Origin of the sequence: Methylobacterium sp. Leaf99 (genome assembly GCF_001422375.1) — a bacterium.
In the GTDB taxonomy this organism is placed as follows: domain Bacteria; phylum Pseudomonadota; class Alphaproteobacteria; order Rhizobiales; family Beijerinckiaceae; genus Methylobacterium.
Map to the genome: position 1 here is coordinate 34964 of NZ_LMMU01000014.1, position 19605 is coordinate 54568.

A 19605-nucleotide genomic window follows, 5' to 3' on the forward strand; every position below is an offset into this window, starting at 1 on the left:
GGGTTCTAGCGGAGAACGGGACGGGCGGAAATCGAAAACTCAGGCGGCCCCGGCCTCGAGACGGCCCAGACGGTCGAGCAGGGCGCGGTCGTGCAGGAGGGCCATGCGTTCCTTCGGGGCGAGCCAGGCGGCGGCCTCGTCGAGGGTGTGGGCCTCCACCACCTTGGCCTGGGCCAGGGCCCGGTCGGTGTCGATGACGCCGCGCGGGCGGGGCGCGGCCTGGGGCAGCATGGCGGCATGGGCCCGCGCGAAGTCGGGCTCGGCGTGGAGGGCCCGCAGGGCGTCGGCCTCGTCGAGGCCCCGCGCGGCGTTGCGGGTGGCGAGGCGGCCGGCATCCGTGGCGATGGCGGGCGGGGCGCGCTCCTCCGGGGTCATGAGCAGACCGAGCCGCTTGAGGGCGAGGCCCCAGCTCAGCTGGCCGCTCGCCCACGAGATCGGGATCGCCAGCACGAGGCCGAGGATGGTCGGCGACATCCAGAGGAACAGGGAGGTGGCGATGGCGAAGGCCGCGATGCCCGTCACCAGGCCCAGGGCCATGTGCCAGCGGTGGCGGCGCACGATGTCGCCCCACGGGATCGAGCCGTCGTCGCGCCGCTGGGGGTTCCAGCCGGTGTCGCGCCCGACGAGGATCTGGAACACCGAGCCCGACTGGATCACCATGGCGATGGGCGCGATGAGCGCCGAGAGCAGGATCTCGATGAGGCTCGACAGGACGAGGCGGACGCCCCCCCCGCAGGCCCGGCGCACCGGCCCGTCGATCAGCGCGAGGATGAGTCCCAAAAACTTTGGGGCGAGCAGGATGCCCATGGTGATCCCGAACAGCTGGAGCGCGCGCACGGGATCGAAGCGCGGCCAGACCGGGTAGAGCCCGAACTCGCTGGTGAAGTATTCCGGCCGCACGTAGGCGGTCTGCAGCACCAGGGCGATACCGACCACGAGCTGGGCGAGCCAGAGCGGGGAGGCGACGTAGCCGGCGATGCCCGTGGCGAAGTGCTGGCGCGAGGCCGGTTTCAGGCCGGCGGCCCCGATGATGCGGCTGTGCTGGAGGTTGCCCTGCGCCCAGCGCCGGTCGCGCACGGCGACGTCGATGAGGGAGGGCGGACTCTCCTCGTAGGAGCCGGGCAGCGCCGGCAGCATGGTCACGCTCCAGCCGGCCCGCCGGATCAGGGCGGCCTCGACGAAATCGTGGGACAGGACGTGGCCGCCGAAGGGCGGCTTGCCGGGCAGGTCCGGCAGGCCGCAGGCGGCGGCGAAGGCCTTCGTCCGGATGATGGCGTTGTGGCCCCAGTAATTGCCGTCGCGGCCCGACCAGACGGATAGGCCCGTGGCGATGACCGGCCCGTAGATCCGCGCGGCGAATTGCTGGACCCGGGCGAACAGGGTGTTGCGGTTGATGATGAGCGGCAGGGACTGGATGATGCCCGAATCCGGGTCCGCCTCCATGGCGGCGGCCAGGTGCACGACGCACGCCCCCGTCATCAGGCTGTCGGCGTCGAGGACCAGCATGTGGTCGTAGGTGGCGCCCCAGCGCGAGACGAAATCGCCGATGTTGCCGGCCTTGCGGTGATGGTTCTTCGGCCGGTGCCGGTAGTACAGGCGGGCGTCGTCGCCCCAGCGGGCGCGCAGATCCAGGAAGGCGCGCTCCTCGGCGATCCAGGCGTCCCCTTGCGTCGAATCCGACAGGACGAAGTAGTCGAAGGCCTTGCCCAGGCCCGTGGCGTCGATCTCGGCGCGCATGGCCTCGATGGCCGCGAAGGTGCGGGCCGTGGCCTCGTTGTAGACCGGCATCACCACGGCCGTGCGGGTGGTGAGCGCGACCGGCAGGGCGGGGGGTCTGCCCCGGCGCAGGAGGACGAAAAAGCCCAGGATCGCGCCGGTGAAGGCGAGGGCGATCCAGGAGAAGTTCAGGGTGAACAGGGCGAGCAGGACGTACTGCAGGGCCGTGGTGCCGCCCGAGACCGCCACCACCTCGTACATCTGCATGGCGCCGTAGGCGGTGAGCAGCGCCGCCGCGCCGAAGACGAAGAGGCGGGCGAGCCACGGTTTGGCGTGGGCAACCGACGGCACGTGCCCGTCGGTGCCGTCCCAGGCGTCGAGGCGCTGCACCGGCATGGCCAGGGGCGCCTCGGGCGGCATCGCCGGGCGGAACGGGGCGGGAGCCGGGGCGACGTCACCGGCTGGGGCGACTTGAGGCGCGGGTGCGTTCACGGTGTCCAACGGTACAGCCAGGTTTCGGTGAGGGGGGTGTCGCCCCGTTGCAGGGCGAGGCGCAGCTCGCACGCCTTCTCGCCGCGCGGGTCGAGCTCGAAGGCGACGCGCACGGTCTTGCGGTCGGGATAGCGGTAGAGGGTGCTCGCCGTGATGGCGCCGGGGCCGACGGAGAGCTGGGTCCGCAGGTCGCCGGCTTCGGCCAGTCCGTCTCCGGTGAAGTCCACGAGGAACAGGCGCCGGGCGTCGCTCGTCCCGCGCCCGGCGCGGGTGCCGGAGACGGTGGCGACGGGCACCGGTTCGGGCGGCTGCCAGCACCAGTGCTGGCGGTAGCTGAACGCCAGTTCGGCCCCCGCCGCGAGGCCGGCCTTGGGCCGCCAATAGGCCAGGATGTTCTCGTTGAACTCGGAGTCGCTCGGGATCTCCAGCAGGGTCACCGAACCCGGTCCCCAGGCGGAGAGGGGTTCGAGCCACAGGGACGGGCGCCATTCCCAGTGCTGGATGTCGTCCTGGAAGCTGCGGTAGTCGCGGGCCCGCTGCATGAGCCCGAAGCCCTTCGGACCGTCGTCGACGAAGGACGAGACCTGCAGGGTCTCGGGGTTGCGCGCTGGGCGCCAGATCAATTCCCCGGAGCCCGTGCGGATCTGGAGGCCGCCGGAGGAATGGACGGCGGCCCGCGCATCGTCGGCCCCGCGCCGGTCGTAGGGGCCAAACAGGTAGCTCGTGGTCATGCCGCCGAGGCCGAGATGGTCGATGGCCGTGCGGGCGAACACCGTGCCCTCGACGTCGCAGAGCGAGACGGCGCCCGGGCGCAGGCTCATGCGCAGGGCCGCCGTGGCCGAGGGCGAATCGACCAGGGCGTGCAGGACGAGGGGGCCGCCGGGGCCGGGCCTCTCGATCCAGAGGGCGCGGAACTCCGGGAATTCCTCGCCGCGGGCATCGGCCGGCCGCAGGGTGAGGGCGCGGGCGGTGACGCCGAAGCCCTGGCCGGCGGCGACGAGGCGGAAGAACGAGGCGCCCTGGAAATAGGCGAAGTCGGTCAGCTCGCCCCCCTCGAAGCGGGCGCGGAGCTTGACGCCGGAATAGCCCGGATCGTCCTTCATCGCCGGGATCGGGGTGGTCTCGGCCGCGAACCGGGCGCGGTCGTAGGGGACGGGGCGCACCACCCCGTCCTCGATGAGCGCCAGGGCGACGCGGCCCTTGAACACCGAGCCGCGATGGAGGGGCTCGACGGTGAAGCCGAGGCCGGCCTCGGCCCAGATCGCGCTGCCCGGCACGGTGCGGATGCCGGCGTACTGCTCGCGGTTGAGGCCCGCCAGGGCCTCGGGCAGATCGTCCGTGCGCGGGGCGACGTAGGCGCGCGCGGCGAGCGCCCGGGCGAGGTCGGCCACCAGCCCTGGCCGGAACGGCGTGCCGGCGGCGGGCAGGGCCGGGGCCTCGTCGGCGAAGGCCGCGACGGGCACGGCGGTCAGGCCGCCGGACAGGGCGACGGCGCCGGCCCCGCGCAGGAGGGCGCGCCGGGTGTGATTCCGAGACGCCATCGTCCCCGGGTCATCGGCCGCGGGGACGGCGTGAAGAGAATCCTGGAACGGCGTCGTCATGGAACCTGTCGTCTCGGCGCGAAAGCGCAGGAAAGCGGGTGTGGCGTCGGCGACGGCTTTACCATGCGCCGGCCTGAACTGAAGGTTAAGTGTCACGGAACGCGCGATGCGCCGATCCCGTTCAACCGGCCGGCCGAGGCCGGGCATCTGGTCGAGGCGCGGCGCTTATGGCACATCGGAAGCGTCGACGGTCCTGGGTCGACGTCGCAACGGAGGCGTCCATTTCGTGTGCGTCGCCGCCGTGCCGATCACCCTGATCCTGTCGGGACGCCGCAGCGGCGCACCGGCTCCACACTGACGACGAGGACGGATCGACCCATGGGTGCAGCGACGACGACCACGACCGGGCGCAGTCTCACCGCCGTGGTGCTGGCCGCCGGCAAGGGCACGCGGATGCGCTCCGACCTGCCCAAGGTCCTCCACGCCGTGGCCGGGCGGACCATGCTCGGCCACGTGCTGGCCGCCGCCCGCGAGGCGGGGGCGACCCGCATCGCCGTGGTGGTCGAGCCGGGGCAGGCGGCCGTGGCCCGGGAGATCGAACGGGCGGCGCCGGGCGCCGCGGTGTTTCCGCAGGCCGAGCGCCTCGGCACGGCCCATGCGGTCCTGGCCGCCCGCGAGGCCCTGGAGGCGGGCGCCGACGACGTGATCGTGGCCTTCGGCGACACCCCCCTCGTCACCGGCGCCACCCTCGCCCGCCTGCGCGCCCCCCTGGCCGACGGCGCCGCCGTGGCGGTGCTTGCCTTCGACTCCCCGAACCCCACGGGCTACGGCCGCGTGCTGACGCAGGGCGGACGCGTCGTCGCCATCCGCGAGGAGAAGGACGCCAGCGGCCCCGAGCGGGCCGTCACCCTGTGCAATGCCGGCCTCATGGCCCTGTCGGGCCGGCACGCCCTCGATCTCCTCGGCCGCATCGGCAACGCCAACGCGGCGGGCGAATACTACCTGCCCGACGCCGTGGCCCTGGCCGTCGCGGACGGGCTCACGGTGGCCGTGGTGGCCGTGGACGAGGCCGAGGCCCAAGGGGTCAACGACCGGGTCCAGCTCGCCGTGGCCGAGGCTGAGATCCAGGGCCGCCTGCGCCGCGTGGCCCAGATCGGCGGCGCCACCCTCGTCGCGCCTGAGACGGTTTTCCTGAGCTTCGACACGGTGTTGGGCCGGGACGTTCTGGTGGAACCTCATGTGGTGTTCGGACCCGGCGTCAGCATCGGCGACGGCTGCACGGTCCACGCCTTCTCGCACCTCGAAGGCGCGGCGCTGGCGCCGGGCGTAGAGATCGGCCCCTATGCCCGCCTGCGCCCCGGCGCGGTGCTGGAGGCGGGGGCCAAGGTCGGGAACTTCGTCGAGGTCAAGAACGCGCGCCTCGGCGCCGGCGCCAAGGCCAACCACCTGAGCTACCTCGGCGACGCCGAGATCGGGGCCGGCGCCAATGTCGGGGCCGGCACCATCACCTGCAACTACGACGGGGTGAACAAGCACCGCACCATCATCGGGGCGGGCGCCTTCATCGGCTCGAACACGGCCCTCGTCGCCCCCGTGAGCGTCGGGGCCGGGGCCATCGTCGGGGCCGGCTCGGTGATTGCGTCCGATGTCGCGGACGATGCGCTCGCCGTGGCGCGGGCGCGCCAGCGCAACCTCGCCGGCTGGGCGCCGGGCAAGCGCGCGGCTCTGGCCGCCGAGAAGGCCGCGCGCCAAAAGCCGTAACCATCCGGGACGGCGGGTTCCTCGCCGCAAGCTTGCGTTGAGGGTTTGCCGGCCAACCCTCCGGTGGGAAGCGGGTGGCGCGCCTGTCCCGATCCGATACAAGCCGGGGCTTGGCCGAGGTTCGGCGGCCCGTTTGTGAGAGACACGACCCATGTGCGGAATCGTTGGCATCGTCGGACGGGACGCCGTGGCCGGGCAGCTCGTGGAAGCCCTGCGGCGGCTCGAGTATCGCGGCTACGATTCGGCCGGCATCGCCACCCTGACGCACGGGCGCCTCGAGCGGAGGCGGGCGGAGGGCAAGCTCGCCAACCTCGAGGCGCGCCTGCGCGACGAGCCCCTGGGCGGCGCCATCGGCATCGGCCACACCCGCTGGGCGACGCATGGGCGCCCCAACGAGACCAACGCCCACCCGCACGCCACGGCGCGGCTGGCCGTGGTCCACAACGGCATCATCGAGAATTTTCGCGAGTTGAAGGCCGAGCTGCAGGGCCTCGGCGTGCGCTTCGAGAGCGAGACCGACACCGAGGTCGTGGCCCAGCTCGTCAGCCACGCCATGGACGGGGGCCTCGGGCCCGTCGAGGCCGTGGCCGCCTGCCTGCCGCGCCTGCACGGCGCCTTCGCGCTGGGCATGGTCTTCGCCGGTTACGACGACCTGCTCATCGGCGCCCGCCACGGCGCGCCGCTGGCCATCGGCTTCGGCCAGATGGAGGCAGGGATCGGTGAGACCTACCTCGGCTCCGACGCCCTGGCCCTGGCGCCGTTCACGGAGGAGATCACCTACCTCGAAGAGGGCGACTGGGCGGTCCTCAGCCGCGCCGGCGCCGAGATCCGCGACATCGACGGGCATCCGGTCACCCGCCAGCGCCAGCGCATCGTGGCGCAGGCCTACCGGGTCGAGAAGGGCAACCACCGCCACTTCATGGGCAAGGAGATCCACGAGCAGCCGGAGGTCGTCGGCCGCACGCTGGCCCATTACGTCGACCTCGCCAACGGCCGCGTCGCCCTGCCGGCGGACCTGCCGTTCGACTTCGCCACGCTCTCGCGCCTCTCCATCACCGCCTGCGGCACCGCCTACTACGCCGGCCTCGTCGCCAAGTACTGGTTCGAGACCCTGGCGCGCCTGCCCGTGGAGATCGACGTCGCCTCCGAGGCCCGCTACCGCGAACCGCCCCTCGACCGCGACGGCCTCACCCTGGTGATCTCGCAATCGGGCGAGACCGCCGACACCCTGGCGTCCCTGCGCTACGCCAAGGCCCAGGGCCAGCACACCCTGGCGGTGGTCAACGTGCCGACCTCCACCATCGCCCGCGAGGCCTCCGCCGTGGTCCCGACCCTGGCCGGCGCAGCACCGGCTCCACGGACTGGGGTGTCGAAGGCCCGCGACGTGCTCTATTTGGGGCGCGGCACCAGCTACCCGATGGCCCTGGAAGGCGCCCTGAAACTCAAGGAAATCAGCTACATCCACGCCGAAGGCTATGCGGCGGGCGAACTCAAGCACGGCCCCATCGCGCTGATCGACGAGAGCGTCCCGGTCATCGTCATCGCGCCCCACGACGCGATTTTCGAGAAGACCGTGTCGAACATGCAGGAGGTGGCCGCCCGCGGCGGGCGCATCATCCTCATCGGCGACGCCAAGGGTGCCGCGGCGGCGGGCCTCGAGACCCTGGCGACGGTGACCATGCCCGACTGCGACCCGGTGGTGGCCCCCATCGTCTACGCCGTGCCGATCCAGCTCATCGCCTACCACACCGCCGTGTTCATGGGGAAAGACGTGGACCAGCCCCGGAACCTGGCGAAATCCGTCACGGTGGAATAGCCGCGCGGGACTCGTCCCGCTCCATCACCAGCCAGTCCTGAAACGCGGTCCCGCCCACGGCGACCGAACGCCGGCTCTTGCGCTTTTCCATCCCAACGCCATCTCTGGACCATCCAACCGGATGGTCTGAGGGGGTTTGAGAGATGGAAGACAACGTTCACGCCCTGCGGCCGAAGCTGCCCGACAGCGAAAAGGTCACGGTCAATCTCGGGTTCGTCGATCTCGGACACATCGACCTGATGGTCCGCGACGGCTTCTTCGCCAACCGGGCCGACTTCATCCGCACCGCCGTGCGCAACCAGCTCGAACGCCAGGGCGAGGCCGTGCGCCAGTCCGTGGCGCGCAAGGGCCTCGAACTCGGCCTCTCGCATTACAGCCGTGCCGCCCTGGAGGCGGCCCGCGACGCCGGGACGCCGCTCCACATCCAGGTGCTCGGCCTCGCCAGCATCGCCGCCGACGTCAGCCCCGACCTCGCCCGCGCGGCCATCGCCTCCGTGCAGGTGCTCGGCGCCTTCCAGGCGAGCCCCGCCGTGAAGGCGGCGCTCGCCGACCGCATCGCTTGAACTCCCTCACCGACAAGGATTTTCGATCCATGGCCTCGTTCAACGCAACCCACTTCCCGTCCATCGACATGGCCGCCGTCACCCGCCTCACCCAGGCCGGGCGGCTGTCCGAGGCGATGGCCCTGCTCCAGGGCAGGCCGGTGCCCGAGGCGGATGCGCCGAAGGGCGCGCCGCGCCCCATCCTCGACATGGTGGCCCCGGCGGACGCCACCGGGGCCTGGACGGCGCCGGGGGCTCGGGCCTCCGGGGAGGCCGCTTCGGAAGCCCCCGCGCAGACGGCGATGCCCGACGTCGCGCAGGCCCTGCGCGCCATGTCCGAGCGCTTCGCCAAGGCCGGCGGCCTGACCGGTGGCCTGGCGGCGGCGATGCCGAGCCTCGAAGGGCTCGGCGGGGGACTTGGCCAGGGACTTGGTCAGGGTCTCGGCCGGACACCGGCGGCGACGCCGGTTCCGGTGCCCAAGGGCGCCCGCTTCGAGACGCGCCGCTTCACCGGTGCCCATGGCGCCCGCGACTACAAGGTCTACGTCCCGAGCGGCCGGGCGGGCGAGACCCTGCCGGTGATCGTGATGCTGCACGGCTGCACCCAGTCGCCCGACGATTTCGCCGCCGGCACCCGGATGAACGCGCTGGCCGAGGCGCAGGGCTTCCTCGTGGCCTATCCGGCGCAGCCGCCCTCGGCCAACGCGCAGAAATGCTGGAACTGGTTCAACGCCGGCGACCAGCGGCGCGAGGGCGGCGAGCCGGCCCTCATCGCCGGCATCGCCCGGGCGGTCCTGGCCGAGTTCGGCGGCGACGGCAGCCGCGTCTACGTCGCCGGCCTGTCGGCGGGGGGCGCGGCCGCCGCCATCATGGCGGCGACCTATCCCGACCTGTTCGCGGCGGTGGGGGTGCATTCGGGCCTCGCCTGCGGGGCGGCGCGCGACATGCCGTCCGCCTTCGCGGCCATGAACGGCGGCGGGGCGGTCCAGGCCCGCGGGAACGGCCCGGCGGTCCCCACCATCGTCTTCCACGGCGACGGCGACCGCACGGTCCATCCCGTCAACGGCGAGCGGGTGATCGCCCAGGCGACGCCGGCCGAGGGTCTGGGCACGACGGTGACGAAGGGAACGGCGCCGGGCGGCACCCGCTACACCCGCACGGTCCGGACCGACGAGGCGGGCCGCGCCGTGCTGGAGCACTGGCTCCTGCACGGCACCGGCCACGCCTGGTCCGGCGGCAGCCCGGACGGGTCCTACACCGACCCGCGCGGACCCGATGCCAGCGCCGAGATGGTGCGGTTCTTCCTGGCGCATGCCCTGGCGGAAAACCCGACCCGGCACTGAACGGACGGGCCGGGCTCGAGCCGCGGCCTTGAGCCCGGCTGGGGGGCCGGCCTTGAGCCCGGCCGGGAGGCCGGCCTTGAGCCCGGCCCCCGCAGGGGCTACCTCTACGGGAAGGGGGGCCGGGGCCGGCCGACGATCCTCGGGCGCCGTTCCCCACGGCCGAAAGAGCATCCGTGGCGACACTCATCCCACCGGTCCCCGAACCCGACACCGGCGCCCGCCCCCGGGTGAGCGCGCGCGGGCGCCTGCGGACCTACTTCCTCACCGGCATCATCGTCTCGGGGCCGCTCGCCATCACCATCTACATCACGTGGTGGTTCATCAGCCTCATCGACGGCTGGGTGAAGCCCCTGGTGCCGGCGAGCTACCTGCCCGACCATTACCTGCCGTTCTCGATCCCCGGCCTCGGCCTCGTCATCGCCTTCGTGGCGGTGACCCTGCTCGGCTTCCTCACGGCCAACCTCGTCGGCCGCAGCGTCGTCGAGTTCGGCGAGGTGCTGCTCGCCCGGACCCCGGTGATCTCGGGGCTGTACAAGGGCCTGCGCCAGATCTTCGAGACGCTGTTCTCCGCCAACGGCACCTCGTTCCGCACGGTGGGCCTCGTCGAGTTCCCGGTGAAGGGCACGTGGTCGGTGGTGTTCCTGTCGGCGCCGGCAGCACCGGACGTGCAGAACGCCCTGGCACCCGGCGGCGACCATGTCGGCGTGTTCCTGCCCTGCGCCCCCAACCCGACCACGGGGTTCTTCTTCTACCTGCCACGCGCCGACATCGTGGAGATCGCCATGAGCGTCGACGACGCGGCCAAACTCGTCATGTCGGCCGGCGTGATCCAGCCCGACGATCCCCACGCGCGGATCCAGGCCATGGCCGCGACCCTGCGCGCGGCGCGCGACGCGGATGCGGCGCCCCTGATGCCTTCCGCCCCCCAGCGGACGGAGGCCTGAGGATCATCGAACTCCGCCTGGCGGAGCGATCGAACGGCGTTCGTCCGTCCTCCCCTCAGCCCGCGCGCCGCAGGGACATCCCGGGCGCGTCGTCCCGCATCATGTCGCGGGCCTCGCCGGCCGGCATCGGCCGACCGAACAGGAAGCCCTGGACCTCGTCGCAACCGGCCGCCCGCAGGCGCTGGAACTGGCCATCCGTCTCGATGCCCTCGGCGGTCGTGAGAATCCCGAGGCTGGCGCCGAGGTCGACGATGGCCCGGACGATGGCGGCGGCCTCGGAATGGGTCTCCATCTCGCTCACGAACGACCGATCGATCTTGATGCGGTCGAAGGGAAACGACCGCAGGTAGCCCAGCGACGAGTACCCCGTGCCGAAATCGTCCATGGCGATGCGCACGCCGAGGGCCCTGAGCTGGTGCAGAACCGCGAGGTTGGACGCGTTCTCGGCGAGCAGCACGGTCTCGGTGATCTCGAGTTCGAGGCGGTCCGGCGCGAGTCCGGCCTCCGCCAGCGCCCGCCCCACCACGCCGGGAAGACCACGATCCCGGAACTGGATCGGCGAGAGGTTCACGGCGACCCGAAGGGAGGTGGGCCAGGACGCCGCCTCGGCGCAGGCCGTGCGCAGGATCCATTCCCCGATGGGGACGATGAGGCCCGTCTCCTCGGCCATGGGGATGAACTCCGCGGGGGCAATGAAGCCGCGCTCGGGGTGGCGCCAGCGCAGGAGGGCCTCGAAACCCATCAGCCGCCCGGAGGCGGCCAGCAGCACCGGCTGATAGTGGAGTTCGAGGCCGCCGCCGGCGAAGGCCGCGCGCAGATCCTGCTCCAGGTCCCGGCGGGCCCGGATCGCGGCCTCCATCGCGACGGTGAAGCAATGGTGCGTGTTCCGGCCGGCCCCCTTGGCTCCGTAGAGGGCGAGGTCGGCGTTGCGCAGCAGCCGATCGGGGTCGGTGCCGTCGTGCGGCAGGCGCGCCACGCCGATGCTGACGCCGACCCGAACCTCCTGACCCTGGATCGTGAAGGGTCGGCTCACGGCCTCGATGAGGCACGCGGCCAGGGTTTTGACCGGGACGTCGCGCTCGACGAGGATCGCGAACTCGTCGCCCCCCATGCGGGCGACCAGGTCGACGCCCTCCAGGCAGCCGGTCAACCGCCCGGCCACACCGCGCAGGAGCTCATCGCCCGCGGAATGGCCCAGGGTGTCGTTGACGGTCTTGAAGTGATCGAGGTCGAGGAAGAGCACCAGGGCTCCGGTGCCGGATTGCCGAGAACGGATGATGGCCTCGCTCAACCGGGCCCGGAACAGGACACGGTTGGGCAGATCGGTCAGGGCGTCGTAGTGTGCCATGTAGGCGATGCGGGCCTCTGCCCGGCGCCGCTCCGTGACGTCGATCACCGCCGTCAGGACGGCGGAGCGGCCGTGAAAATCGAGGACGCGTTCGAACAGGGTCACCTCGATACGCGACCCGTCCGCCCGCAGATGCGTCCGTGGTGCGGCCGGCCCGTAGAGCTCGGTGGTGGCGGGCAGGGCACCCGTGACCACGGGTTCGAGATCGGCCAGGGTCATGGCGCAGAAGCGCTCGAGGCTGTGCCCGTAATGGGTCAGCGCCGCGTCGTTCACCGCCAGGAATCGGTGCGTGCCCCGATCGGTCAGCCACATGGGCAGGGGGTTGTTCTCGAACAGGAGGCGGGCCGAAGCCTCGCGGGCCTTCAGGTCTCCGACATCCACGAAGGTCAGGGCCAGGAGATCGCCGATGCAGCCCGCCTCGATCTTGAGGTGCAGGTCGCACCCGTCCGCACCGGACAGGCTGACCTCGAAGACATCGCGGCGTTCCGACGTGATCACGCCGACCAGGCGGCACAGGACGTCGCCCTGGGTCAACCGCGCGGAAACCCGGGTCAGGCGCTGCCATTGCAGGTCCGAGATGGTGCCGCCGAGGAGGCGGGCCGCCCCCTCGTTGGCCGCGACGATCTTGAAATCGCTCACCCGTCCGTCGCCGGTTCGGATGGTGCTGAGGGCGAGCATGCCCTGGTCCGTGGCGCCGAACATCGCCTTGACGAGATCGTAGCGGGACTGCACGCCGATGAGGCTCAGGAGCACCAGGGGCGCGTCGTCCCGGCGCGCCAGGGGTATGCCGAGAAACTCGATGCTGGTGACGATGCCGTCATGGACGCGGTCGCAGCGCGTGCGGGCCGGGCCGCGGAGGATCAGGGCCCGCTCCACCACCTCGTGCAGGGGCTGTCGCACGTCCTCGCTGAGGCCGGCCACGTCGAGGCGCTCCGCCGCGGACGTCGCGCCATCGCGGACCGAACCGGAATCCCGATGGAGCCAGGCCAGGAAACGCGCTCCGCTCCAGAGGATGGCGTGCGGCTGACCCGCCCGCGTGGCGATGAGGGCGGCGTGATCGGCGTAACGCCCGAGATTGCCGAGGACGACGGCCTCGTAGGACGGAATGCCCCCATCCGAGCGCCGCGCCGCTTGCCAGCGCTCGATCAGGGGGGTGGCACTCAGGCCCACACTCTCACTCGGCATGGTCCCGCAATCCCCGCTCCGGGCGGGCCTTACACCCCGAGATATTGACGCTAAGTTCATGAGCCAGCTCATGAATATCGTTTAGAGGGGTCTTATCCGGCCCCGAGCAACCGGATCGCCGCGTCGCGTTCGAACAGGTAGAGCAGCACCCGCAGGGCTTGGCCACGCGGGCTCTTCAGGCCGGGATCGCGCTGGACCATGAGCTGCGCGTCGTCGCGGGCGACCTGCAGCAGCTCGGCGTCGCTCTCCAGGCTCGCGAGGCGGAAGGCGGCCATGCCGGACTGGCGCGTGCCCAGCACCTCGCCCTCGCCGCGCAGGCGCAGGTCCTCCTCGGCGATGCGAAACCCGTCCTCGGTCTCGCGCATCATCTCCAGGCGCGCCCGCGAGACCTGGCCCAGGGGGCCGCGATAGAGCAGCAGGCAGGTGGAGGCCTTGGCGCCCCGCCCGACGCGGCCGCGCAGCTGATGGAGCTGGGCCAATCCGAAGCGCTCGGCATGCTCGATGACCATGATGGTGGCCTCCGGCACGTCGACGCCGACCTCGACCACCGTGGTGGAGACGAGGATCTTCGTCGTGCCGGCGGAGAACCGCTCCATGGCGGCGTCCTTGTCCGGCCCCGGCATCTTGCCGTGGATGAGGCCGACCGCGTCGCCGAAGCTGTGGCGCAGATCGGCGAAACGCTCTTCCGCCGCCGCGAGGTCGACGAACTCGGATTCGGCGACGAGGGGACAGATCCAGTAGACCCGGTCGCCGGCGGCGAGCGCCCTCCCCAACCCCGCCACCACCTCGTCGAGGCGGTCCGTGGAGACGAGGCGGGTGACGATGGCCCGGCGCCCGGCCGGCTTCTCGTCGAGGACCGAGACGTCCATATCGCCAAAGCAGGTGAGCGCCAGGGTGCGGGGGATCGGCGTCGCGGTCATCACCAGGATGTCCACGGCCTGGCCCTTGGCGCCGAGCGCCAGGCGCTGATGGACGCCGAAGCGGTGCTGCTCGTCCACCACCGCCACGCCGAGGTCGCGGAACACGACGCTGTCCTGGAACAGGGCGTGGGTGCCGACCACGATGTCGATGCTGCCCGCCGCGAGGTCGGCCAGGGTCGCGCGCCGCTCGGCGGCCCGGTCGCGGCCGGTGAGCAAACGCAGGCGCAGGCCCCCGGCCATGGGTCCGAGGCGCTCGAAATGCTGGCGGGCGAGGATTTCGGTGGGGGCCATCAGGGCCGCCTGCCGGCCGACCTCGATGGCGGACGCCATGGCCAGCAGCGCCACCGCGGTCTTGCCCGAGCCGACATCGCCCTGGAGCAGGCGCAGCATGCGCCGGTCGGAGGCGAGGTCGGCGCGGATCTCGGCGACGGCCCGTGTCTGCGCACCCGTGAGCCCGAAGGGCAGGGCGGCCTCGATCCGGTCCTTGAGCCGGCCGTCGCCCGCATTGGCCCGGCCCGGGGCCCGGCGGTTGCGGGCGCGGAGAAGCGCGAGCGCCAGCTGGGACGCCAGGAGTTCGTCGTAGGCGAGGCGCCGCCGGGCGGGGGTCCGGGGGGCGCTCGTCGCCCCGTCCGGCACGGGGGGCGGGGCGTTCTCCGGGCGGTGCTCGGCGCGCAGGGCGTCGGCGAAGGCCGGCAGGTTTTCGCGCGCGAGCCAGGCCGGGTCCTGCCACTCGGGCAGCACGGGCAGGCGCTCCAGGGCCGCGTGGGCGAGCTTCGAGATCGCCCGCGAGGTCAGCCCCTCCGTGGCGCCGTAGACGGGCTCGACGGCGGGGAGGGCGGCCAGCCCCGCCTCGTCGATGATGCGGGCCGGGTGCACCATCTGGCGGTGGCCGTCGTAGAGGTCGATGCGGCCGGTGATGTAGCGATGCGCCCCGAGCGGCAGCATCTTCTCCACCCGGGGGCCCGGCATGCCGAAGAACACCAGGGTGATGTCGCCCGTGGCATCCTCCACCAGCACCCGGTAGGGACGTTTGCCGGCGCCGGCCTGGGGCGGGCGGTACTCCGTGACGGTGACGCCGAGCGTCACCGGCTCCCCCGGCGGCGCCTCGGCGATGGAGCCCAGAAGTTTCCGCACCACGCCGCCCTGGGGCAGGTGGAACAGGAGATCGACGATCCGCGCCGGCTGCTCCGGCGTCCCGAGCAGCCGCTCGATCATCGGCGCCATCTTCGGGCCGATCCCCGGCAGGCCCCGGGCCGGCGCGAACAGCGGATCGAGGATGGTCGGGCGGAGCGGGGCGGGGCGGGCGTCGTCGGTCATGCGCGCGGCTCGGCCCAGCCGCTCGCCCGGGCTGGGGGAGAGCCGCGCCTACTGGGTCTATGAGCCGTGACGGAATGCATACCCCCGCCATAGAATGCCGAGCGCGGCCGGGGCAACGCCCGCGTTGCCGCTTCCGTTCTCGGAGCCGTTGCGATGGCTCCGGCACGGGCCATATGCGATGGTAGCTCGCCTCGATGGGACGGGAGACGCGACGCGCACCATGACCACAACCACCCTGGACACGCTCGCCATCGCCCGCAAGCTGAAGGCCGCCGGCTTCTCGGACGATCAGGCCGAAGCCGTGACGGGGGTCATCCGCGAGGTCCGCGAGAGTGACCTGTCCGCCCTGGTCACGAATTCCACGCTCAAGGCGGAACTCTCCGATGCGAAGTACGACATCCTGAAGTGGGTTCTGTCGGCCATCGGCTTCCAGACCATCGTGGTGATGGGTGCGATCATCACGCTGACGAAGGGCCTTCGCTGAGGGCAGAGGCCCCTGCTGGAAGCTGCAGCCTTCGATCTTGCAATCCTCTGATCCGAGGATCACAGCATCCCCGGATCACAGCATCACAGGCCGCCCCATGTCCGGAACCACCCGCACCAGCGCGGACCTCGATCCGCGCCGCCGCCGCACCCTCTTCCGCGCCTGGCACCGCGGCATCCGCGAGATGGACCTGATCATGGGCCGCTTCGCCGATGCCGAGATCGGCACCCTGACGGAGGAGGAGCTGACCCTGTTCGAGGCCCTCATCGAGGTGCCGGACCGGGACCTGTTCCGCTGGCTCACGGGTGAGGACGAGACGCCGCAGAACTACGATACCCCCGTGTACCGCCGCCTCAAGGCGTTCCATAAGCACGACGCGCCGATTCACTAGACGGCGCGCCACCGCACGGGACCGTCCGACGCCCTGGATCCCGCCCCATACGGGGGGGGACTCTGCGTCGCGCCTCGCCCACCGAACGAGTTCGAACACCCGACCCGATGGCAAAACCCCAGCCCAAAGCCCCCGCGCCCGCCCCGAAGCCGCAGACGGCGCGCTTCGCCCTGCCGAAATCCGGGCCCCTCGCCCGGGCGCTGGAGGCGCTCAAGCGCGGCGACAGCCCGACGCTGGCCAACGTGCCGGAGGGGTTCGACGCCGTCGTGGTGGCCGACCTCGCCAGGGCGCTCAGCCGCGACGTCGAGGGTCCGGCGGTCCTCGTCCACGTGGCGCGCGATTCCGGGCGCGCGGCCGCCTTCGTCAACGCCCTGAAGTTCGTCGCCCCCGAGATCGAGGCCATGAGCGTGCCGGCCTGGGATTGCCAGCCCTACGACCGGGTCTCGCCGAACGCCGCCATCGCGGCCCAGCGCATGACCGCCCTGTCGCGGCTGTCCCGCTCGCGCTCGTCGGAAGAGCAGCCGCGCATCCTCTGCACCACCGTCAACGCTCTGATTCAGAGGGTGCCTCCCCGAGAGAAGATCGCCGTCGAGACGTTCTCGGCCGCCATCGGCAACGTCGTGCCCATGGATCGGGTCACCGCCTGGGTCGAGGCCAACGGATTTCTGCGCACGGGGACGGTGCGGGACACGGGCGAATACGCCGTGCGCGGCGGCATCCTCGACCTGTCGCCGCCGGGCCTGCCCAACCCCATCCGCCTCGACTTCTTCGGCGACACCCTCGAATCGATCCGCGCCTTCGATCCCGAGACCCAGCGCACCATCGGGCAACTCCGCTCGCTGGACCTCGTGCCCATGAGCGAGGTCCAGCTCACCACCGAGACCATCCGGCGCTTCCGCCAGGGCTATATCGGGAGCTTCGGCGCGGCGACCCGCGACGACCGTCTCTACGAGACCATCAGCGAGGGCCGGCGCTATGCCGGCCTCGAACACTGGATGCCCCTGTTCTACGACCACCTCGACACCCTGTTCGATTACGTCGCCGGCGTGCCGATGGTGTTCGACGCGCAGGTCGAGGAGGCGGCGGCCGAGCGCCTCACCCTGATCCGCGATTATTACGACGCCCGCGCCGAGGCGGTGAAGACGCCGTCCCCCGGGGTCGCCCCCTACAAGCCCCTCAAGCCCTCCGCCCTCTACCTGACTCAGAACGAGTGGCGCGACCGGGTGGCGGCGGCCGCCGTCGCCCGGCTCTCGCCGTTCTCCGTGCCCGAGAGCCCCGAGCGCCTGACCATCGATTGCGAGGGCCGGGCCGGGCGCACCTTCGCGGCCGAGCGCGCCGACGAATCGGCCAGCGTGTTCGACGCCGCCGTGGCCCACGTGAAGGAGCTCCAGGGATCCGGTCATCACGTGATCCTGGGGTCCTGGTCCGACGGCTCGCGCGACCGCCTGTGCTCCGTGCTCGGCGACCACGGCCTGAAGAAGCCCATCGCCATCAACACCCTGACGGCGGTGAACGCGCTCAAGCGCGGCACCGACGTGGCGGTGGCGGTCTGGGGCCTGGAATCCGGCTTCATCGTCGACAAGCTCGCGGTGATCTCCGAGGGCGACATCCTCGGCGACCGCCTCGTGCGCCAGAAGCGCAAGGCCAAGCGCCCGCAGGACATCATCCTGGAGGTCCAGGCGCTTCAGCCCGGCGACCTCGTGGTCCATGCCGATCACGGCATCGGCCGGTTCGTCGGCCTGAAGACCGTGACGGCGGCGGGCGCCCCGCACGACTGCCTGGAGATCCAGTATGCCGGCGGCCTGCTGCTCCTGCCCGTGGAGAACATCGAGCTCCTGACGCGCTACGGCTCGGAGGACGCGGAGGTCGCCCTCGACCGCCTCGGCGGCGGGGCCTGGCAGGCCCGCAAGGCCAAGATGAAGAAGCGCATCCTCGAGATGGCCGGCCAGCTCATCAAGGTCGCGGCCGAGCGCTTCGTGCGGCAGGCTCCGCGCCTGCACGCGCCCGAGGGGCTCACCGACGAGTTCGCGGCGCGCTTCGCCTTCAACGAGACCGAGGATCAGGCCGCGGCCATCGATGCCGTACTCACCGACCTCAATGCCGGCCGGCCCATGGACCGCCTCGTCTGCGGCGATGTCGGCTTCGGCAAGACCGAGGTGGCGTTGCGCGCCGCCTTCGCCGGCGCCATGGGGGGCAAGCAGGTGGCGGTGGTGGTGCCCACCACCCTCCTGGCCCGCCAGCATTTCCGGACCTTCGCCGAGCGCTTCAAGGGATTGCCCGTCCAGGTGGCGCAGCTCTCGCGCTTCGTCTCCGCCGCCGAGATGAAGCAGAACCGCGCGGGCATCGCCGCCGGCACCGTCGACATCGTCGTCGGCACCCACGCGCTGCTGGCCAAAGCCATCACCTTCAAGGATCTCGGCCTCATCATCGTCGACGAGGAGCAGCATTTCGGCGTGGCCCACAAGGAACGCCTCAAGGCGCTCCAGGCCGATGTCCACGTGCTGACCCTGTCGGCGACCCCGATCCCCCGCACCCTGCAGCTCGCCATGACGGGGGTGCGCGAACTCTCCATCATCGCGACGCCGCCGGTGGACCGCCTGGCGGTCCGCACCTCCGTGACGCCGTTCGATCCGCTCCTGGTCCGCGAGGCGCTCCTGCGCGAGCGTTATCGCGGCGGCCAGTCGTTCTACGTCGTGCCCAGGATCGAGGATCTGGCGGAGGTCAAGAAGTTCCTCGACACCGAGATGCCCGAGACCACCGTGGCGGTGGCCCACGGCCAGATGGCGGCCGGCCAGCTCGAGGACGTGATGACCGCGTTCTACGAGGGCAAGTACGACGTGCTGCTCTCCACCACCATCGTCGAATCCGGCCTCGACATCCCGACCGCCAACACGCTGATCGTGCACCGGGCCGACATGTTCGGTCTGGCCCAGCTCTACCAGCTGCGCGGCCGCGTCGGGCGTGCCAAGGCCCGGGCCTACGCCCTGTTCACCACGCCGGCCAACCGCACCCTGACGGTGCAGGCGGACAAGCGCCTCAAGGTGCTCCAGACCCTCGACACCCTCGGGGCCGGCTTCCAGCTCGCCTCCCACGACCTCGACATCCGCGGCGCGGGCAACCTGCTCGGCGACGCCCAGTCCGGCCACATCAAGGAGGTCGGCTACGAACTCTACCAGCAGATGCTGGAGGATGCGGTCACCGCCCTGAAGGCCGGCATCGAGGAGCCCGCGGAGGAGGCGTGGTCGCCGACCATCGCCCTCGGGGCGCCGGTCACGATCCCGGAGGACTACGTCGAGGACCTCACCGTGCGCCTCGGCCTCTACCGCCGGCTCTCGACCCTGGAGAACGACGCCGAGATGGAGAGCTTCGGCGCCGAGCTCATCGACCGGTTCGGGCCATTGCCGCCGGAGGTGGAGCAGCTCCTCAGAATCGTCACCATCAAGATCCTGTGCCGCGACTGCAACGTCGAGAAGGTCGAGGCCGGACCGAAGGGCGCCGTGGTGCATTTCCGCGACAAGTCGTTCGCCAACCCGCAAGGGCTGGTAGCCTACGTCGCGGGGCAGGCGTCCTTCGCCAAGGTGCGCCCGGACATGAGCATCGTCTTCATCCGCGACCTCGACTCGATCCCCGAACGCCTCAAGATCACCACCACGATCCTGCGCGAGCTGTCGAAGATCGCCCATGCCAGGAAGGCCAAGGCCGCCTGACAAAGACCGCCTGACGAAGGCCGCCCGAACGCGAAACGGGCGCGCCTTCCAGCGCGCCCGTCGAGGCGAAATCCCGTTGTATGGTCAGGGGTTAAGTG

The 19605-nt window shown here is 71.6% G+C and carries 12 protein-coding genes; 8 read left to right on the forward strand and 4 right to left on the reverse strand.

The genetic code is table 11. The annotated features are described in order from the left end of the window. Positions 1 to 39 precede the first annotated feature (39 nt). Both mdoH and ASF28_RS20980 read right to left on the reverse strand, forming a co-directional pair. Positions 40 to 2136 (reverse strand): glucans biosynthesis glucosyltransferase MdoH, encoded by a 2097-nt coding sequence (mdoH, locus tag ASF28_RS20975; protein WP_157085685.1) that lies wholly within the window; start codon positions 2134 to 2136, stop codon positions 40 to 42. A 68-nt stretch (positions 2137 to 2204) separates the two neighbouring features. Then, positions 2205 to 3749, reverse strand: a complete 1545-nt coding sequence (locus ASF28_RS20980) for a glucan biosynthesis protein (RefSeq protein ID WP_056097447.1) — start codon at positions 3747 to 3749, stop codon at positions 2205 to 2207. A gap of 378 nt (positions 3750 to 4127) precedes the next feature. On the opposite strand from ASF28_RS20980, the gene glmU reads away from it, so the two are divergent. The 5 genes from glmU (at position 4128) to ASF28_RS21005 (ending at position 10155) form a co-directional block, all read left to right on the forward strand. Further along, the gene (gene glmU / locus ASF28_RS20985; protein WP_056097339.1) at positions 4128 to 5510 is read left to right on the forward strand and encodes a bifunctional UDP-N-acetylglucosamine diphosphorylase/glucosamine-1-phosphate N-acetyltransferase GlmU; all 1383 of its coding nucleotides are present in this window, start codon (positions 4128 to 4130) and stop codon (positions 5508 to 5510) included. A 151-nt stretch (positions 5511 to 5661) separates the two neighbouring features. Then, positions 5662 to 7326: a glutamine--fructose-6-phosphate transaminase (isomerizing) gene (gene glmS, locus ASF28_RS20990; RefSeq protein WP_056097342.1), complete on the forward strand. Its 1665-nt coding sequence runs from the start codon at positions 5662 to 5664 to the stop codon at positions 7324 to 7326. Between the two features lie 143 nt (positions 7327 to 7469). Beyond that, positions 7470 to 7889, forward strand: a complete 420-nt coding sequence (locus ASF28_RS20995; protein WP_056097345.1) for a hypothetical protein — start codon at positions 7470 to 7472, stop codon at positions 7887 to 7889. 29 nt (positions 7890 to 7918) lie between these two features. Beyond that, positions 7919 to 9211 (forward strand): extracellular catalytic domain type 1 short-chain-length polyhydroxyalkanoate depolymerase, encoded by a 1293-nt coding sequence (locus tag ASF28_RS21000; RefSeq protein ID WP_056097449.1) that lies wholly within the window; start codon positions 7919 to 7921, stop codon positions 9209 to 9211. A 173-nt stretch (positions 9212 to 9384) separates the two neighbouring features. Continuing rightward, a complete protein-coding gene (locus ASF28_RS21005; RefSeq protein WP_056097347.1) occupies positions 9385 to 10155 on the forward strand; it encodes a DUF502 domain-containing protein in 771 nt (256 codons plus the stop codon). A 55-nt stretch (positions 10156 to 10210) separates the two neighbouring features. Here ASF28_RS21005 and ASF28_RS21010 read toward each other — a convergent pair whose 3' ends face one another. After that, entirely contained in the window at positions 10211 to 12688 is a 2478-nt protein-coding gene (locus ASF28_RS21010; RefSeq protein ID WP_056097349.1) for a putative bifunctional diguanylate cyclase/phosphodiesterase, read from the reverse strand. A 92-nt stretch (positions 12689 to 12780) separates the two neighbouring features. Beyond that, positions 12781 to 14925, reverse strand: a complete 2145-nt coding sequence (gene recG / locus ASF28_RS21015; RefSeq protein WP_056097350.1) for an ATP-dependent DNA helicase RecG — start codon at positions 14923 to 14925, stop codon at positions 12781 to 12783. Positions 14926 to 15145: 220 nt separating this feature from the next. Between recG and ASF28_RS21020 the strand changes: the two genes are divergently transcribed. The 3 genes from ASF28_RS21020 to mfd all read left to right on the forward strand — a co-directional run bounded on the left by ASF28_RS21020 (position 15146) and on the right by mfd (position 19507). Next, positions 15146 to 15409, forward strand: a complete 264-nt coding sequence (locus ASF28_RS21020) for a hypothetical protein (RefSeq protein WP_056097352.1) — start codon at positions 15146 to 15148, stop codon at positions 15407 to 15409. 97 nt (positions 15410 to 15506) lie between these two features. After that, positions 15507 to 15800, forward strand: a complete 294-nt coding sequence (locus tag ASF28_RS21025; RefSeq protein WP_056097355.1) for an FAD assembly factor SdhE — start codon at positions 15507 to 15509, stop codon at positions 15798 to 15800. Positions 15801 to 15907: 107 nt separating this feature from the next. Beyond that, the gene (mfd, locus tag ASF28_RS21030; protein ID WP_056097358.1) at positions 15908 to 19507 is read left to right on the forward strand and encodes a transcription-repair coupling factor; all 3600 of its coding nucleotides are present in this window, start codon (positions 15908 to 15910) and stop codon (positions 19505 to 19507) included. Positions 19508 to 19605: the final 98 nt, after the last annotated feature.

Coding starts and splice junctions, on each gene's coding strand:
- glmU (WP_056097339.1), top strand. CDS start 4,128: ATGGGTGCAGCGACGACGACCACGACCGGGCGCAGTCTCACCGCCGTG.
- recG (WP_056097350.1), bottom strand. CDS start 14,925: ATGACCGACGACGCCCGCCCCGCCCCGCTCCGCCCGACCATCCTCGAT.
- glmS (WP_056097342.1), top strand. CDS start 5,662: ATGTGCGGAATCGTTGGCATCGTCGGACGGGACGCCGTGGCCGGGCAG.
- mfd (WP_056097358.1), top strand. CDS start 15,908: ATGGCAAAACCCCAGCCCAAAGCCCCCGCGCCCGCCCCGAAGCCGCAG.
- ASF28_RS21010 (WP_056097349.1), bottom strand. CDS start 12,688: ATGCCGAGTGAGAGTGTGGGCCTGAGTGCCACCCCCCTGATCGAGCGC.
- ASF28_RS21000 (WP_056097449.1), top strand. CDS start 7,919: ATGGCCTCGTTCAACGCAACCCACTTCCCGTCCATCGACATGGCCGCC.
- ASF28_RS21025 (WP_056097355.1), top strand. CDS start 15,507: ATGTCCGGAACCACCCGCACCAGCGCGGACCTCGATCCGCGCCGCCGC.
- ASF28_RS21020 (WP_056097352.1), top strand. CDS start 15,146: ATGACCACAACCACCCTGGACACGCTCGCCATCGCCCGCAAGCTGAAG.
- ASF28_RS20995 (WP_056097345.1), top strand. CDS start 7,470: ATGGAAGACAACGTTCACGCCCTGCGGCCGAAGCTGCCCGACAGCGAA.
- mdoH (WP_157085685.1), bottom strand. CDS start 2,136: ATGCCGCCCGAGGCGCCCCTGGCCATGCCGGTGCAGCGCCTCGACGCC.
- ASF28_RS20980 (WP_056097447.1), bottom strand. CDS start 3,749: ATGGCGTCTCGGAATCACACCCGGCGCGCCCTCCTGCGCGGGGCCGGC.